Origin of the sequence: Sulfurirhabdus autotrophica, from assembly GCF_004346685.1 — a bacterium.
Classification (GTDB): Bacteria; Pseudomonadota; Gammaproteobacteria; order Burkholderiales; family SMCO01; genus Sulfurirhabdus; species Sulfurirhabdus autotrophica.
The window spans coordinates 48,782-66,108 of sequence record NZ_SMCO01000018.1 but is presented as its reverse complement, the minus strand read 5'-3'; the positions used below and the strand labels follow the sequence as shown (position 1 = coordinate 66,108).

General features: G+C 48.2%; 15 protein-coding genes. 7 read left to right on the top strand and 8 right to left on the bottom strand.

Annotation, left to right across the window (positions count from 1 at the left end; all coding sequences use genetic code 11):
- The first annotated feature begins 294 nt into the window (after positions 1 to 294).
- The 6 genes from trxA (at position 295) to EDC63_RS14735 (ending at position 5,712) form a co-directional block, all read left to right on the top strand.
- On the top strand, positions 295 to 621 hold the full coding sequence (trxA, locus tag EDC63_RS14760; protein WP_124946478.1) for a thioredoxin TrxA: 327 nt from the start codon (positions 295 to 297) through the stop codon (positions 619 to 621).
- A 159-nt stretch (positions 622 to 780) separates the two neighbouring features.
- Positions 781 to 2,040, top strand: coding sequence for a transcription termination factor Rho (rho, locus tag EDC63_RS14755; protein WP_124946477.1), 1,260 nt, complete (start codon positions 781 to 783; stop codon positions 2,038 to 2,040).
- Positions 2,041 to 2,170: 130 nt separating this feature from the next.
- Positions 2,171 to 2,374 carry a 50S ribosomal protein L31 gene (gene rpmE / locus EDC63_RS14750; RefSeq protein ID WP_124946476.1) on the top strand — a complete coding sequence of 68 codons (204 nt, stop codon included), beginning with the start codon at positions 2,171 to 2,173 and terminating at the stop codon, positions 2,372 to 2,374.
- 111 nt (positions 2,375 to 2,485) lie between these two features.
- Positions 2,486 to 2,788: a hypothetical protein gene (locus EDC63_RS14745; protein ID WP_124946475.1), complete on the top strand. Its 303-nt coding sequence runs from the start codon at positions 2,486 to 2,488 to the stop codon at positions 2,786 to 2,788.
- A 14-nt stretch (positions 2,789 to 2,802) separates the two neighbouring features.
- Positions 2,803 to 3,999 (top strand): malic enzyme-like NAD(P)-binding protein, encoded by a 1,197-nt coding sequence (locus EDC63_RS14740; protein WP_124946474.1) that lies wholly within the window; start codon positions 2,803 to 2,805, stop codon positions 3,997 to 3,999.
- A 39-nt stretch (positions 4,000 to 4,038) separates the two neighbouring features.
- Complete coding sequence (locus EDC63_RS14735; protein ID WP_165923006.1) at positions 4,039 to 5,712, top strand: ArnT family glycosyltransferase; 1,674 nt, start codon at positions 4,039 to 4,041, stop codon at positions 5,710 to 5,712.
- A gap of 119 nt (positions 5,713 to 5,831) precedes the next feature.
- On the opposite strand, the gene EDC63_RS14730 is transcribed toward EDC63_RS14735, so the two are convergent.
- Complete coding sequence (locus EDC63_RS14730) at positions 5,832 to 6,101, bottom strand: hypothetical protein (RefSeq protein WP_165923005.1); 270 nt, start codon at positions 6,099 to 6,101, stop codon at positions 5,832 to 5,834.
- A 321-nt stretch (positions 6,102 to 6,422) separates the two neighbouring features.
- Here EDC63_RS14730 and mobA point away from each other — a divergent pair, with 321 nt between their 5' ends.
- Positions 6,423 to 6,986: a molybdenum cofactor guanylyltransferase MobA gene (mobA, locus tag EDC63_RS14725; protein WP_124946472.1), complete on the top strand. Its 564-nt coding sequence runs from the start codon at positions 6,423 to 6,425 to the stop codon at positions 6,984 to 6,986.
- A gap of 25 nt (positions 6,987 to 7,011) precedes the next feature.
- Here mobA and glcF read toward each other — a convergent pair whose 3' ends face one another.
- The 7 genes from glcF to EDC63_RS14690 all read right to left on the bottom strand — a co-directional run bounded on the left by glcF (position 7,012) and on the right by EDC63_RS14690 (position 17,300).
- The gene (glcF, locus tag EDC63_RS14720; RefSeq protein ID WP_124946471.1) at positions 7,012 to 8,253 is read right to left on the bottom strand and encodes a glycolate oxidase subunit GlcF; all 1,242 of its coding nucleotides are present in this window, start codon (positions 8,251 to 8,253) and stop codon (positions 7,012 to 7,014) included.
- Between the two features lie 101 nt (positions 8,254 to 8,354).
- Positions 8,355 to 9,410 (bottom strand): glycolate oxidase subunit GlcE, encoded by a 1,056-nt coding sequence (gene glcE / locus EDC63_RS14715; RefSeq protein ID WP_124946470.1) that lies wholly within the window; start codon positions 9,408 to 9,410, stop codon positions 8,355 to 8,357.
- A 156-nt stretch (positions 9,411 to 9,566) separates the two neighbouring features.
- Entirely contained in the window at positions 9,567 to 11,021 is a 1,455-nt protein-coding gene (locus EDC63_RS14710; RefSeq protein WP_124946482.1) for an FAD-linked oxidase C-terminal domain-containing protein, read from the bottom strand.
- Positions 11,022 to 11,064: 43 nt separating this feature from the next.
- A complete protein-coding gene (locus tag EDC63_RS14705; RefSeq protein WP_124946469.1) occupies positions 11,065 to 12,366 on the bottom strand; it encodes a four-carbon acid sugar kinase family protein in 1,302 nt (433 codons plus the stop codon).
- 197 nt (positions 12,367 to 12,563) lie between these two features.
- On the bottom strand, positions 12,564 to 14,780 hold the full coding sequence (locus tag EDC63_RS14700) for a phosphoketolase family protein (RefSeq protein ID WP_124946468.1): 2,217 nt from the start codon (positions 14,778 to 14,780) through the stop codon (positions 12,564 to 12,566).
- Positions 14,781 to 15,144: 364 nt separating this feature from the next.
- Complete coding sequence (locus EDC63_RS14695; protein WP_124946467.1) at positions 15,145 to 16,290, bottom strand: glycerate kinase; 1,146 nt, start codon at positions 16,288 to 16,290, stop codon at positions 15,145 to 15,147.
- Between the two features lie 59 nt (positions 16,291 to 16,349).
- Positions 16,350 to 17,300 carry a D-2-hydroxyacid dehydrogenase gene (locus tag EDC63_RS14690; protein ID WP_124946466.1) on the bottom strand — a complete coding sequence of 317 codons (951 nt, stop codon included), beginning with the start codon at positions 17,298 to 17,300 and terminating at the stop codon, positions 16,350 to 16,352.
- Between the last annotated feature and the right edge of the window lie 27 nt (positions 17,301 to 17,327).

Below are 17,327 nucleotides of genomic sequence, written 5' to 3'. Positions count from 1 at the left end.
ACTGCTCCAGTGTTTGATTTCTTGCGTCTTCTTTATCCATGCGTTTAAGACAACGGCGAATCAAAAAGTTCAAACTTTATCGTGCCGGATCTATAGGATAGCGGTTAATTAGAAATGCGTCTAACCCAAACAATCCGCTTTTTGTGAGTTTAAGTTTCTGAAAAGCACTAGGTCAAAATAAATTGAACATACACCCCTGTCGAACAGGGCTTGAATACTTAACTTAATTCTATTCACTTGACTACCATTTCTGGTAGCGATTATCTTTATAAAACTTTTAGCGAGGATCCCTCAATGAGCGAACATATACATTACGTAACTGACGATACTTTTGAACCGGAAGTTTTACAGGCGCAACTACCTGTTTTGGTGGATTACTGGGCTGACTGGTGTGGCCCCTGCAAAATGATTGCACCAATTCTGGATGAAATCGCTCAGGAATACGCAGGGCGTCTCAAAATTGCTAAGCTGAATATTGATGAGAACCAGGCTACACCTCCAAAATATGGTATCCGTGGCATCCCCACCCTGATGATTTTCAAAAACGGCAACATTGAAGCCACCAAAGTTGGCGCGTTGTCCAAATCACAATTAACCGCATTTATTGACAGCAACATATAAACCGTTTAATCTTGCGTCTGAACTCTCTAAAGATCGTTTCTTAAAAAACAACAAGAACAGTCTTAGCCAGGTTCAGGCGCAAATTCTTTACACACCACCTTAATTTATTTCCCACATCCTCTTTTGATTTATCTCACTTCAAAGAGCTAGAGCTTTCCTATGCACTTATCCGATCTGAAGCAAAAACACGTCACCGAACTAGTTGAAATGGCTATCGCCAACGAAATCGAAGGCGCCAATCGACTACGAAAACAGGACCTCATGTTCGCCCTGCTTAAAAACCAGGCACGTAAAGGCGAAAGCATTTATGGTGAAGGAACACTTGAAGTCTTGCCCGATGGTTTTGGTTTCCTGCGTTCTCCAGACACATCCTATTTAGCTGGTCCGGACGATATTTACATCAGTCCCAGCCAGATTCGCCGCTTTAATTTACATACCGGCGATTCGATCCAGGGTGAAATTCGCACCCCTAAAGATGGTGAACGCTACTTTGCTTTAGTCAAAGTGGACAAGGTCAATGATGAGCCGCCAGAAAACTCCAAACACAAAATCCTGTTTGAAAACCTGACACCGCTTTTCCCAAATAAGCCGCTATTGCTTGAAAGGGATATTGGATCAGAAGAAAACGTCACGGGCCGTGTGATCGACATGATTGCACCAATCGGCAAAGGTCAGCGCGGTTTGCTGGTAGCCAGCCCGAAAAGCGGTAAAACCGTGATGTTGCAGCATATTGCCCACGCTATCACTTCCAATCATCCTGAAGTTGAACTCATTGTTCTGCTGATTGATGAGCGCCCAGAAGAAGTAACCGAGATGACTCGCTCTGTACGCGGCGAAGTTGTCTCCAGTACGTTTGATGAACCAGCCACACGTCACGTACAAGTAGCGGAGATGGTTCTGGAAAAAGCCAAGCGCCTGGTTGAACATAAAAAAGATGTGGTTATTCTGCTGGATTCCATTACCCGCTTGGCACGCGCCTACAATACCGTGGTACCTGCTTCAGGCAAAGTACTGACCGGCGGTGTGGATGCTAACGCCCTGCAACGTCCTAAACGTTTCTTCGGTGCAGCGCGAAATATTGAAGAAGGCGGTTCATTGACGATTATCGCCACAGCCCTGGTTGACACCGGCTCTCGCATGGACGATGTGATCTATGAAGAGTTCAAGGGTACCGGTAACATGGAAATCCATCTGGATCGTCGTATGGCGGAAAAACGACTCTATCCTGCCATTAACGTTAACCGCTCGGGCACACGTAAAGAAGAATTGCTGATCAAGCCGGATGTATTGCAAAAAATCTGGGTACTGCGCAAATTACTTTATCCGATGGATGACCTTGAAGCGATGGAATTCTTGCTGGACAAAATCAGGGCAACCAAAAACAATGCTGACTTCTTTGATTCCATGAGAAGAGGCTAATCAGCAGCTTAGTGAATTGCGCATTTGCAAAACTTACACTTGCTCAATTTAATTTTTTAGTAGATAATTCACGATTTTTAACGGGCTCCTGCCGCTTAGCTGGTGGCGTGATTCGTCAAGGACAAAACTTATGAAACCAGAAATTCACCCAAACTATACCGAAATCAATGTGGCATGCAGCTGCGGCAGCACGTTCAAAACCCGTTCTACCATGGGTAAAGACCTGCACATTGAGGTTTGCTCACAGTGTCATCCATTCTATACTGGTAAACAACGTGTTGTTGATACCGCTGGCCGTGTTGAGAAATTCCGTCAGAAGTATGCAATGAAGTAATTTTCACGCTATGCGTGAACCACAAAAAGGCAGCGTAAGCTGCCTTTTTGTTTTCCAGTTCGAAGATTTCTCTCTTTTATCCGGCAACTGCACAAGTTACAATAGTCGCCTATGAAATTTAGCCCCACATCTTTGTTGAATCCTGCTCTGTTTTCCTTTGCGGTATTAACCGATCGTGCGCAAAACCAAATCTGCGATCGACCTAAGTCCACCGTGAAGTCGAAATCCGAGGAAATTTTTATAGGGCGTCAAACTCATACCGAAATATCGCAGGAATACCATACTGATACCCTGGCGACCATATCGGGCCTTGAGATAGAACTTGTTGCAGCCTGCATTGGCAGCACACACTACGCCCTGTTTGTTCCTGAATTAGGCAGGCAAGCCGGTCAAACATTAAACATCGTTCAATAGGTAAAATATAGATCATGAACAAACGCGAACAGGCCCTTGCCTATCATGAGTTTCCCAAGCCCGGTAAATTGTCGGTGGAATCAAGCAAACCTTGTGCCACAGCGGATGATCTGTCCCTTGCCTACAGTCCAGGCGTTGCAGAACCAGTTCGGGAAATTGCCAAAGATCCGGAAAATGCCTACCGCTACACCAACAAAGGTAATCTGGTTGCCGTCATTAGCGATGGCACGGCTATTCTCGGGCTAGGCAACCTCGGACCGCTGGCCAGCAAGCCGGTGATGGAAGGCAAAGGCATTCTGTTCAAACGTTTTGCGGGTATTGATGTATTCGATATCGAGGTCAATGCACCCAGCGTAGAGGCTTTCATTGAAACCGTGGTCAACATTTCGCCTACATTTGGTGGTATTAACCTAGAAGATATCGCAGCGCCACACTGCTTTGTGATTGAAAAAGCCCTGCGTGAGCGCCTGGATATTCCGGTTTTTCATGACGATCAGCATGGCACGGCTGTGATTATCTGTGCAGGCCTGATCAATGCATTGGAAGTTCAGAGCAAGCAGTTGGAAAGCGTTCAAATTGTCTGTCTTGGTGCTGGAGCGGCCGGACTTGCTTCCATGCGTTTGCTTATGTCCATGGGTGCTAAAGCGGAAAATATCCTGTTAGTTGACAGCAAAGGGGTAATCCATAATGAGCGCACCGACCTGAATAGCTACAAGCAGGAATTTGCGTGTAAAACAGCAAAACGCACCCTATCCGATGCCATGACCGGTGCTGACGTCTTTATCGGCGTTTCCGGCCCGAATCTGGTAACAGCGGAAATGCTGCAGGCCATGGCACCGAAACCTGTCGTATTTGCCCTCGCTAATCCTGATCCAGAAATCCTGCCCGCTGCTGCACATGCCGCCAGAGATGATCTGATTATGGCTACCGGTCGCTCGGACTACCCCAATCAGGTTAACAATGTACTGGGATTTCCTTTTATTTTCCGGGGTGCACTGGATGCCCGAGCAAAAGAAATCACCGAGGCAATGCAAATTGCCGCTGTGAAGGCCTTGGCGGATTTAGCCAAAGAGCCTGTCCCGGAGGAAGTACTTAAAGCGTACAACCTCACTTCATTGGCTTTTGGCAGAGAATACATTCTTCCAAAACCATTTGACCCACGCCTCATCGAACGTATACCGCCAAAAGTTGCTGCCGCTTCCAAGGCTTGAAAATAACACATTCCGGAAAAACCGGGGGGTAGCATAGCAATGTACTATTGGAGCAGTCATTCAAAAGAAACAACCACGCAACCGGTTCAGCGCGGAATAGGGAAATCGCTTTTTTTTCTGCTGATTTGCTTTGCCTGGCTGTTTCCGGGCCTGGTGGGCCATGAGCCATGGAAACCTGACGAAGCTTATACTTTTGGCCTGGTCAACCATATTTTCAAAAATGGTGACTGGATCGTTCCTACCCTGGCGGGTGAACCTTTCATGGAAAAACCGCCGCTTTTTTATATCACAGCCGCTGCATTTGCCAAGGTTTTTTCGAACTGGCTGCCGTTGCATGATGCTGCGCGCCTGACCAGCGGATTTTTCATGGGACTGGCCTTGTTTTTCACAGGCATGTCGGGAAGAGAGTTATATGGTCGCGGCAAAGGGTTATTGAGCGTACTCGCCCTGATCAGCTGCTTAGGCCTGCTGATACGCGCCCACGAACTGATCACGGATCTGGCTTTATTAGCCGGCATTGCCATGGCGCTTTATGGATTAGCGTTAAGCCTGCGCCGGCATATAATCGGCGGTATTTTGCTCGGCACTGGAACAGGCATCAGTTTCATGTCCAAGGGACTAATCGGACCAGGAATGATCGGCATTACCGTATTATTGCTCCCGATTTTGTTCCAACCCTGGCGCAATCGCTTTTATTTGCAAACGTTAATCATCGCTTTTGCTGCTGCCCTGCCCTGGCTGGTTATTTGGCCACTTGCTCTTTATCAACGCTCACCAGCACTTTTCATGGAGTGGTTCTGGACAAATAATCTGGGCCGTTTTCTGGGTTTTGCTGGTCTGGGACCAAAAAGCGAAACAGCCGGCTATTTAAAAATGCTGCCGTGGTTTGCCTGGCCCGCGCTTCCTCTGGCCATCTGGACACTTTGGCAGGAGAAAAGAAACTTGTTCAAACGTCCGGAATTACATCTCCCACTCACTGCATTTCTGGTGATGTTTGGTGTTTTAAGCTCTGCTTCAGATGCCCGGGAAGTCTATGCCATACCCATGTTGCTTCCTCTTGCCTGCCTGGCAGCCGCTTCTATTGATACGCTTCGGCGCGGTGCAACCAACGCCCTTTACTGGTTTGGTGTCATGGTGTTTACTTTCTTTGGCTGTGTCATCTGGTTTTACTGGATAGCCGTTGAATTAGGCATACCCGCTGGGCTTTCTGCTCACCTCAAAGATCTTCAGCCGGGATACACGCCTGTATTTAGCTGGTTTGTGTTTTCAGTTGGTCTGATCTATACAGCAGGTTGGCTGGCGACATTAGTCAGAACGAAACGCAGCAAAGAACGTCCGATTATTATTTGGGCAACAGGCATGACACTGGTTTGGGGGCTCCTCATGTCATTGTTTATTTCATGGCTGGATGCGGGAAAAAGCTATCGTTCAACTATCTACTCATTGACTCAAGCCATACCAGCACACATAGGATGCATTGCCAGCCAAGGGTTAGGTGAGCCACAGCGCGCCATGCTGGACTATTACGCGAACATCATCACCCAAAGAGCAGAACTTGGGAAAGGGGCTGAGTGTGATTTAATGCTGACCCAAGGTGGCGTGGACAATACGGTTTCGCTTTCTCCCGATTGGCAACAAATATGGGAAGGTAATCGCCCAGGTGATAAATCTGAACGTTACAGGTTGTTTCAACGCCCCGCTTCAGTTAAATAAGTACATCTGGAGGCATACTAGTATGCCTCCAGATGTACGATGCTTCTGCAAAATAATTTGCACTTGAATGATTGGTCAATAGAAGTTTTTACAGCCTCATACTGAATAGAGATTCACATTCAACCCGGCTTAGAATGTGTCGCATACTGATAAATCTTATCCAGATTTTTACTGTTCAGGGCATGAGCTATCAGATCTTTTGCCAACGTTTTAGAGCAGCCATGTTCAACCAGCCATTTTCTGGCACCCATGACCCGTACAATTTTTTTTTCGTCTCCAGCCCTCACTGCCATTCCAAAACATTTCGCCCCTCTACTACTTGGCACAACACATATCCCAGCCCCAAAAATAGTCTGGTGATATTCACCTTGTTTCAACTCCACCTTCATTGGCTTAACTTTTCATCCTGTTAATATATATCCGCAATGAACAATCTGACCATAGCTTAGAATGTGTAACATTCCAAATTCATTCTCACTATTTCAAGCGTTTTTATTTACCGATCAACCGCATTATTTGCTTGCAACCCATTACAGTAGTCAGATTATTCCATATAGATATTATACGGCATGAATTTTTCAGCTCATATTAATTTTTGATAATAATTACCTGCTGCCTGTATGGGAGCGACAAGCAAAAATTGGTAAGATGTCAGTATCGAATATGAAAATAATCATCATGATTCAAGCACCGAATTGCAGCGTAACCCTATGAAAATAAGTTCTGTCATTCTGGCCGGAGGAAGAGCAACCCGTATGGGTGGGGCTGACAAAGGCTTGTTGATGCTTAAAGAGAAACCACTCATAGCCTGGGTACTGGATCATATTCGGCATCAGTCAGATGAAATATTGATCAGCGCCAACCGTCATATTGAACAATATGCATGTTATGGCTATCCCGTCATCACTGACAAAATAGAAGGCTTTCAAGGTCCGCTTGCCGGGTTGCACAGTGCCATGCTGGCAGCGCAACACGATCTGATTCTGGCAGTTCCATGCGATACACCCTATCTGCCGGATAATTTAGTACCCAGTCTTCACGCAGCGCTGACAGCGCAAAATGCAGAAATTGCCATACCCAGTGCAGGGGGACGCACCCATCACGCTATCATGTTATGTAAACGAGCGTTAGTATCTGACCTGGCTGATTACCTGGCCAGTGGAGAAAAAAAGGTGATGGCATGGCAGGCTAAACACCCCCATGCTATTGTGCCGTTCGATGACGCAACTGCTTTTAACAACTTCAATACACCGGAAGATCTGGATAATTTATAACTGATTGATGCTGAGTTACATTTAACTAAGCCAGCAGTTCATCCACTATTTCCACCCAATGTTTCACTGGTGTTTGCGTCCCTGATTGCAAGTGCATCAAACAGCCAATATTGGCTGTGGCAATGATCTTTGGTTCGCCACTTTCCAAAGCGTTCACTTTATTCTTCAACAATTGTTGCGAAAGTTCTTTCTGCAATATGGAATAAGTTCCTGCAGAGCCACAACACAGATGTTTTTCCGGCGTAGGCGTCAATTCAAAACCTGCAGCAGTGAGCAATGCTTCAATCACACCTGTAATTTTCTGGCCATGTTGCAAAGTGCAGGGGGAATGAAATGCAATTTTTTCTTTTGGTGTTTTGCGTCCTGTATTTTTAGCATTAAGCAAATCAGCCAAACAATCTTTTTCTACCAGTATAATCTCGGAAATGTCTTTGGTTGCTGCGGATATGCGCTCCGCTTTCTCGGCATACATGGGATCATTTCTCAGCAAATAGCCATATTCCTTGACCGTGACACCACAACCGCTAGCTGTCATCACAATCGCTTCGGCACCCTGATCCAGATAAGGCAGCCAGGCGTCAATATTGCGCCGCATGTAATCCAGCCCTTCATCCTGGGCATTGAGGTGATAACTTACCGCACCGCAACAACCTGCCTTTTCCGCACGTACCAGATTGATGCCCAACTTGTCCAGCAGGCGGGCAGTTGCCCCATTAATATTGGGTTCCAGTGAAGGCTGCACACACCCGTCCAGCACCAGCATGGTTCGGGCATGCTGTGATGCAGGCCAAGCTGTTTGTTGTTTTACTGGTGGTACTGCTCCCTGAATCTGGCCAGGTAATAACGGTCGTAAAGTTTGCCCTAGTTTGAGCAATGAACCGAAAATTGTGGACTGAGGCAGCACTCTACGTATGCCAAAGCGTTGTAGCGCCTGCATGGGTTTACGCCCGATTTTCTTTTCAACTATGGCGCGCCCGATATCCACCAGATGCCCATATTTCACCCCGGATGGACAAGTGCTTTCACAAGCGCGACAGGTCAGACACCGATCCAGATGCAATTGGGTTTTTGCGGTAACAGGGGCCCCTTCCAGCATCTGCTTGATAAGGTAAATGCGGCCCCGTGGACTATCCAGCTCATCACCCAGCAATTGATAAGTGGGGCAAGTTGCCAGACAAAATCCGCAGTGTACGCAGGTGCGCAAAATGCTGTCAGCTTCAAGGCCTTCGGGGGTGTCTTTGATAAAATTCGCTAAATTTGTTTGCATTATTTCTTCACTCCAAAAACATATCAGTAACCGGAAATGTGATGCTCACCCTGCCATTTCTTGTACTACGCTATGTTTCTGAGCCTTGTTGGTTAACGCTGCTAAAAATCGTACATTCGGCCCGGGTTAAATGTGCCCTTAGGGTCAAATGTTTGCTTTAATTTCTTGTGAATTTTCATCAATGCAGGTGATAAAGGGTGGAACGCACCCTGCGTTTTATCGTCACTTCGAAACAATGTTGCCTGACCCCCTGTATTGCTGGCAGCCATACGCACGCTCATGGCATCTGCTTCCGCCAGGCACCAGCGCAAAGCACCGCCCCATTCAATGAATTGTGTCCCTGGTATATTGATCGACTGTACCGTAGAAGGCAGCGAAATGCGCCATAGGGGTAAATCTGATTTAAAAAAAGCGTTATCCTGTTCACGGACACTATTCCAATAAAGAGCACCATCCAGCAACTCAATTCCGCCCAGGTTACTTCGCGCTGCAGCTAATGCACTGGCTGTACCGGACAGCCTCACTGTTAATTCGTTGTTGAAAAAAGTCGTAGCCGATAAGGGAACAGGCTGACCTGCCCAGCGATTCATCGCTTCTATGGCATGCTTTTCATCCATATCAAAACGCAATGTGATTTCTTGCAAGGGGCGTGGCAGTACCTTTAAAGATACTTCAAGCAGCACGCCCAAAGTACCCAATGCCCCGACCATCAATCGCGACACATCGTAACCGGCCACGTTTTTCATGACCTGGCCACCAAACACCAGATCATCTCCATTACCATCAAGTATCCGCACGCCCAGCACAAAATCCCGAACGCTGCCCTGATAAGGACGGCGCGGTCCGGATAATCCCGCAGCAATGCAACCCCCAATAGTCGCCCCTGGTCCAAAGTGTGGCGGTTCGAATGGTAGCATTTGATTATTTTCTGCCAGGGCCTGCTCGATTTCCACCAGCGTCGTGCCAGCGCGGGCTGTCAGTACCAGTTCTTTTGGCTCATAGGCGACAATGCCGCGATAAGGCGTCACATCCAGCACAGTGCCAGAACGTGGTCCGCCATAAAAATCCTTGCTACCCGATCCCTGGATGCACAATGACTCACGCTTCTCAGTAGCTTTACAAATAGTTTCTACAAATTGTTCAATTGTTTCTTGCATATATATTTTTCACAAAGAAGCCCTATCGTGCTTTAGCGCTTTTAAAAATCAGTCAATTGGTGAGTTCATTAAGGGTGGCGAAAACTTTCTGCACGTATCTTGCACCAACTGAACTCAACTTTCTCTGCGCCTTTGCGCCTCTGCGGTTAAAAGCCTTTAAAACCGAGGTAACTCAGGAAACTTGATCTGTCCATGATGCACATGCATGGCCCCAAATTCCGCGCAGCGGTGCAAAGTAGGTACCGCCTTACCCGGATTCAGCAGCGTTTTCTCATCCCATGCATACTTGATGTTATGGAACAATATCAGTTCTTTTGGCTTGAACTGGGAACACATCTGGTTGATTTTTTCAAAGCCTACGCCATGTTCGCCGGTAATGGTGCCGCCAACTTCCACGCACAATTCCAGAATTTTCCCACCAAATTCCTCGGTGCGGGCCAATTCACCGGGCTTATTGGCATCATATAAAATCAATGGATGCAGATTGCCATCGCCCGCGTGAAACACATTCGCTACGCCTAATTGATATTCTTCGGATAAAGCCTGAATCGTTGTCAGTACCCGCGATAGCTGTTTACGCGGAATCGTACCATCCATGCAGTAATAGTCGGGTGAAATTCGTCCCACGGCAGGGAATGCCGCCTTGCGCCCGGCCCAGAACTTGAGCCGCTCGGCATCATCCACTGCTGTACGTAGCGAGATGGCCCCACTTTTCAGCAGAATATCGTGTACACGCTGGATTTCTTCGGAAACTTCTTCGTTCGCCCCATCCAGCTCACATAACAGAATGGCTTCTGCATCGAGCGGATAACCGGCATGCACAAAATCTTCAGCCGCTTTAATAGCCAGCCTGTCCATCATTTCCAACCCTGCAGGTATGATACCGGCAGCAATGATATCCCCAACAGCTTCACCTGCTTTACCCACGTCATCAAATGCCGCCATGACGACTTGCGCGCGTTCTGGCTTGGGTAGCAATTTCACTGTGATTTCAGTAATGATACCCAGCATACCTTCTGAGCCTGTCATCAGCGCCAGCAAGTCATATCCGGCGCTATCCAGCCCCTCCGAACCAATTTCCAGCACGTCGCCATCCATGGTTAACACGCGCAGCCGCAAGATATTATGCACAGTGAGTCCATACTTCAGACAATGCACGCCACCGGAGTTTTCAGCGACGTTTCCGCCAATCGTGCAGGCAATCTGGCTTGAGGGGTCGGGGGCATAATACAGCCCATGTGAGGCCACTGCTTCTGATATAGCCAGATTTCGCACGCCGGGTTGTAAGCGCGCAATCCGGGCAAGCGGATCGACGTGAAGTATTTTTTTAAATCTGGCCATGGATAGCAATATGCCATCCCCCAGCGGCAGTGCACCCCCGGAAAGCCCTGTGCCCGCCCCCCTGGCTACCACTGGCACTCCCGTTTCATAACATAACTGAAGCACTTGCTGTACTTGCGGTTCTGTCTCGGGAATCACCACGATCATCGGTGTCTGCTGGTACGCAGTCAGCCCGTCGCTCTCATAGGGCTTGAGATCTTCCAGATCGAACAAGACTGCATCGGGCAAAAGGAAGCTTTGCAGCCGTTTTACCAGTTCCTGTTTTTGCATATCAGCCACCCAACTTCCTTGCTTTCAGCATCACGAAATAAAACTATTTTCCACGCAGCCGGTTATAAACAACGGCAAGGGCATTTTGATCACCGACATTACCCGGGAAAATGACCACGGGAATATCGGGCAGTCTATGGTCGTGAGGCGTTTGCACCACACTGCAGCCAGCCAAAATCTGCCCTAACAGGCGCGAGGTTGGCAAAGCCAGACCACTGCTAAGCATATCGTTGGAAGTGATACCCCCCTTGCTGATAATATAGCCGATGGTTGTTGGCAATCCATGAACCACGGTCATGAGAAACCCTGAAACATGTTCCCCAAAACGCAACCGCATCTGATGATCTGCAAACTGGCGCTCAACACGGCTGGTGTAGATGACTGGCGTCTTCCCTTCAGCATGGGCCTGCGCTACTTTATCCAGCGTTTCTGAAAGCACGGCATGCAGTTGTTCCGGCAAACGACTGACATCCACTTCCACGGCAGCAATTCCCTCTTGCTGCAACAACACTTCCAGTTGCTCCGTGGATTTTTTTACATGAGAACCAACCACAATCACACCTGGCCTGCCCTCTTTCACATACTTGTGCATTTCCTCTGCCGGTACAGGCTGGGGTGGCAATTTAGCGAGGGAGGTCAATAAACTGGCTGCACTCCGGAACAGGAAGCGCTTACCTTGAGTAGCAGCCGCATCCAGATCAACGGCAAAGCGATTGTAATCCTCCTGATTTTCAGCATCCACTGCACAGCAAGGATTACCATGCAGTGCCATCAGTTTATAAAGACAGCCGCGCCGAATGTCATCAAGAGAAAAACGCACGACATCTTCTGATTTGATACGCCCTTTGGTCTTTTCTTCGACATAATCAGGCAAGAAACTGTGCTTATAACCAAACACGGAATCCTTCGCGAATTCTGTTTCATGCGCTGGTACGGCCTTATCGCCCATACGCACATAATGCACGCTGTCCATGGTGAAACGGCCCCCTTCAAAAAAGGCCGGGGTCAGGAAGTGAGCATCAAATGGGCCCAATTCCTGTTCCATCACATCAGTTTCTATGGGGTAATGGCCACGCAATGTTGAGTCGGACCGGCTGACGAACAATGCAGGGCGATCAAATCCCTTCATGGCCGTTTTCAGATTCTGGCATACCTCACGCGTGATTTGCTCTGCATCATGCGCGCCCATACCACGAGTATTAGTCAGCACAAACATCAAGGGAGAAGCGTCATTCAGGCCTTGCTTAAGCGTTGCAACATCCCAGCGAGTGAGCAGCAAGCAGCCATGAACTGTTTGCGAACCGGTGGGGTCGTCGTCAAGTACTATGATTTTTGGTTGCGTCATTATTCAAGCCTTTTTGCCACAGCGGCACAGAGTAAGACAATTAAAAATTTATCCTGCTACCCATATAGTAACCGGCCTGAAGGCCGGTTACATTCAGTTGGAAAAAATCATACTATTTTCCCAACCAGATTGTTACCCGGCTTCAGCCCGGTAACAATTACAGGAGCCTGTTTCTGCCCACTGTGATTGTGTTGAAATTACCCAAGTAAAGACAAAGCGCGCTCGGTCATTGCTTTGGCATTCATCCCGTTAAAATCAAACAACTGGTTAGGGTTAGCTGTCGTTTCGCCACGCTTCCAGCAGAACACATCCCGGTTGGATTTGCTGCGCAACATCACTGGTTCCAGCATAGCGCTTGGACCACCTGTAACACCGATCAGTGCATCCCCCCCGAACATCGCTTCAAAGCTGGCGTCATCCATAAACTTATCATCTGGCTGAGATACGCTGTTCCACAGCACATCGTTCGGACGATACAGGCGGCGCGGATTAACTATCGCTACTACACGTACACCTTTGCCTTGTGCCTTGAGCGCTTCTGCCGCTTCCAGTACTGGCAGCAATACCATGTCGCCTGTTACGGCAAACACGACTTTGCCTTTTCCTTCACTATCCATCAAGGTAATCGCGCCTTTTTCCATGGCTTCGCGTCCTTGTGCCAATGTGGTACGAATTGGCAACGGCGTTTTGGATGCGGTTATAACAATACCCTTGTTGTGTGTTTTCAGCGCCCAGTCGTAAGCTACTTGAATCATATTAGCATCAACCGGGAACAACGGAAAAACGTTACCGTTACGCATCATTGCAGCAAAATAGGCTTCGATCTCCGGACGCTGATGTGTCCACCCGTTACGCCCTTGCTCCAATGCGCCTGCAGTAAACAGGCAAACTGTGCTTGGTGTTTTACGGCGCAGTTCCGCCATTGCCTGGATAACTGTCTGCCAGATAGGCAGGCCGTTAATGGCAAAAGACTCATAAGAGCACCACAAGCTGCGACCGCCAAAAAGCGAAACACCTACTGCCAGACCCGCACAAGCATCTTCGTTTAACGGCTCATAAACCTGACCTGCCGGTCCCTGAAAATACAGGCCGTCAACTGTCGGATGACGAATGGTCAGCGCCTTGTTGATATTGGCCATGGCAGAAGCTTCGTTACCATCGGCATTGGTGACGATGAAGCGAGGATCGCGCTTGCCAACTTCAGCTACAACTTCGCCAAATGCGGTAGTAGGTATTTTGTTTTCTTTACCTACTTCAAAATCAACCAATGGCAATGTACCCAGATCCGGGATCGCCAATTCGAATTCGGTTACAACCGTTTTTACAGCCGGGCCGCCACCTGCATTTTTCATGTTTTCACGTACCAGCTCCCAAGCCTGCGGAGAGAGTGCACGACGCTTCAATCCAGTAACAACATCTTCGCTTTCCAAGGTGTGATGCGCATACAGGTTATGTGATTTTGCACCGGTTGCGTGTACACCCGCGCCCTTCAATTGTTTCACAATGATCGCGGTCAGTTCACCGTTCATCGCGCTCTGTGCTGCCTTTGCTGCAGTCTTGAGCAGATAAGCGGTAAATTCCATGCGCTTTTCAAAGGAAAATAGCGTGCTATCAACGTATTCACCAGACTGATTCTGGTCATCGAAATCCTTGGCATTGATGATGTGTACGTGCTTGAAACCGTGACCACGCCAGTAATCCAGCATGCGATCATTGCTCCAGGTGGAAACCATACTATGGTGTTCCTGAGAATAACCATTCCAAACCAGAATCGGCAGGAAGTTGGTCGCATGCGGATAGGCCGTATTGAAATGCTGCATGGCACTCATGATATATGGCTCACCTAAACCACCATCGCCGATGGTCACCGGAAACAACTTGTCTGGATGCAACAATGCACCTGCCATCGCAAAGTGCTGACCTTGCCCTAATGGGCCTGCGGGAGCCAGCAATCCGGGAATCGCGCCAGAAAGATGTCCGAGCAGGCCATGCATTTCACGGAAACGCTCGCGCATATCCTTTACGGTTTTGATGCCCATTTCTTCCAAAGAAGTGTCCATAAACATGGCACTGTAGAAACCAGGCGCATGGTGACCTACTTCTGTCACAATATTGGTATGCCCCAGCAAAACCATGGCGGCATAAGCATCTGCACTACTGGCAAAACCACCTGGGTGACCGGAAGATTTTGCGCCGGTTACTTGCAGCGTGAGATAGCGCAATGCATCGGCGGTCAGCATGGTTTGATAAACCGCACTCGCATCCTCTGGATTGGGGATGGCATGAATTTTGTCACTCAGTACCGACGCAGCCCCTAGTTTTTCAAACTCTGGCATGGATGCAGCAAAATATTGTATCCCTTCGCAAAAAGCAGGGATCGAAGCCATATCAATAGTTTCCATTAAATTAGTCATTTCCTTCTCCATATATTAAAACAATCTTATTGGCACGCAGGCCGAAATCTTTTTACATTTTGCCGGGAAACTGACGAGCTTCTATCCTTGCCACCTGATAACTTTCCCTTAGTTTGCAACTTGCTTCCATCTGCATTTAATTTCACATTATGAAATCATAATTCGCTTTATGAAAATTGTAGCAAACTACATTTGAAAAAGCAATCAATCTAATTGATAAAAAAGCATGAAAATAACTCTTAATCTACTGTATAAAAGTGGAAATTTTACGCAAGACACAACGAATGAGGCAGACAGCCCTGTGTATCTTAATTAATCAGCAGAACTAATAAGTATAGAAAAAAACGGCTAATTAGATAGCTATTCAGTCTTTGAAAAAGCTGGTACGCATTAAACGCGCCAACTGTGCGAGGGTATCAGTGAGCAGAGGTGCTGCATTTGCCATAGCCTCCTGCACTGTCATGGGATGCAACATGATCGAGAAACAGCCATCAAACTGTTTGGCAATGTCGGGCAGGCTTGCCTGTTCTACGCTACCAGAAACCAGTGTCACAGGCACGCCAAAATGCCTGGCATGGGCTGCTACTACATAGGGGACTTTTCCCATTAAGGTTTGAGCATCAGTTTTTCCTTCGCCTGTCACCACCCAATCCATTTCCAGCAACACGGCGTCAATCCCTGACAATTCACAAACCATTTCTGCGCCCGAGCGATTGACACCCCCAAGCAACTGAAAAGCGTACCCTAATCCGCCTGCTGCGCCGGTGCCTGGAAGCGCAGAATACGATTGACCAAGCGCAGCATCGCATAAAGCTGCATAGTCTTTCAGCCGGCCATCAATCTCCAGAATAGCAGCAGAAGCCATGCCTTTTTGAGGACCAAACACAGCAGTAGCCCCATCTGGACCACATAATGCGTTCCTGACATCCGACATAATAATAATGCTGCATTCGGCAACACGCGGATCCAATTGGGTGAAATCCACCCGATCAAGCGCCATCAGCCCATTCAGATCAGGCTGAATCGCTTTGCCTTCAACATTGAGCAAAGCAACACCCAATGCAGCAAGGACCCCGGCTCCACCATCGTTGGTACTACTGCCACCTAGCCCGACCATAAAATGGCGTATACCCAGATCGAGGCAAATGCGAAACAGCTCACCCAGCCCAAAAGTCGTTCGTGCAGCCACTTGTGTCTGTCCAGCCAGCGGCAGCCCCACCACCTGTGCTGTTTCCAGCACTGCCACCTGTTTCCCATCGTGCTCCAGCACACCATAAGCCGCTTGCAACGGCAAACCATCCACCCCTGCTACTGTGGCATAACAACGTTTACCTTTGGCAACTGCCAGCAGTACATCCAAAGTCCCTTCCCCGCCATCCGCCATTGGAAACTGCCTGATATCGGCATCAGGCCAAACCTGGCGCAAACCAGCTTCCATTGCCGCCGCTGCTTCCATCGCTGAAAGCGAGCCTTTAAAAGAATCCGGCGCGAGTATAATACGTTTGGTCATGCTCACCTTATTCTTTGTTCAAAACGACGATAACAATTCCTGAAACATCAAAACCAGGATCACACGACGACGTTTTGCGGTGTTCCCCGGGCAAAGGCCTCTATGTTATCGATAAGCTGATCTGCCAATATTTGCATTGCTTCGCGGCTCGCCCATGCCACATGCGGAGTCAGAATAAAATTGGGCAATGTAACGTTCAACAATGGGTTTCCTTCCCGAGGTGGTTCATTGACCAGCACATCAAAACCCGCACCCGCAATTTTCCCGGATTGAAGTGCCCCCAGGAGCGCCACTTCATCTACCAAGCCACCCCGCGAGGTATTCACCAATATTGCAGAGGACTTCATCATGGAAAACTCACGCTTACCAATGAGATTGCGCGTCGCGTCGGTCAACGGACTATGCAATGAAATCACATCCGATTGCTGAATCACTTCATCAAAAGCAGTATAACCAGCGCGGATCTGCTCAACCCCCTTATGTTCAGCAATCAACATCTCCATGCCAAATGCCGCAGCCAATTGCGCAACGGCCTGGCCAAGCGCCCCATAGCCAATCAGCCCCATTGTGCTGCCATGCAAATCATTCACCGGGTGGGTAAACAGACAGAACTGTTCTGCCTTTTGCCATAACCCTTTCTGGATATCATCACGGTACGCCAGCAGATTTCTGCGTAACGCCAAAACCATCGAAAACACATGTTCAGGGACCGCATGCACCGCGTAATTGCGAATATTGGATACGGCAATACCCTGCGCTCTGCAATAATCCAGATCCACATTATTGGTACCGGTTGCAGCAACCGCAATCATTTTTAACGCTGGTAACTGCGATAACGTTGCTGCATTCAACATGACTTTATTACTGATAGCGATGGTTGCGCCCTGCATATGTGCGAGCACTTCATCCGGCGCGGTTGCCGCATATTCCTCCCATTCATACTCAAAGGCGGGGCGTCGCACATTGGCGATCAGACTGTCTCGATCAAGAAAAACAATTTTATGTCGCATATTTACATCCAGAACAGGTAAATGAAG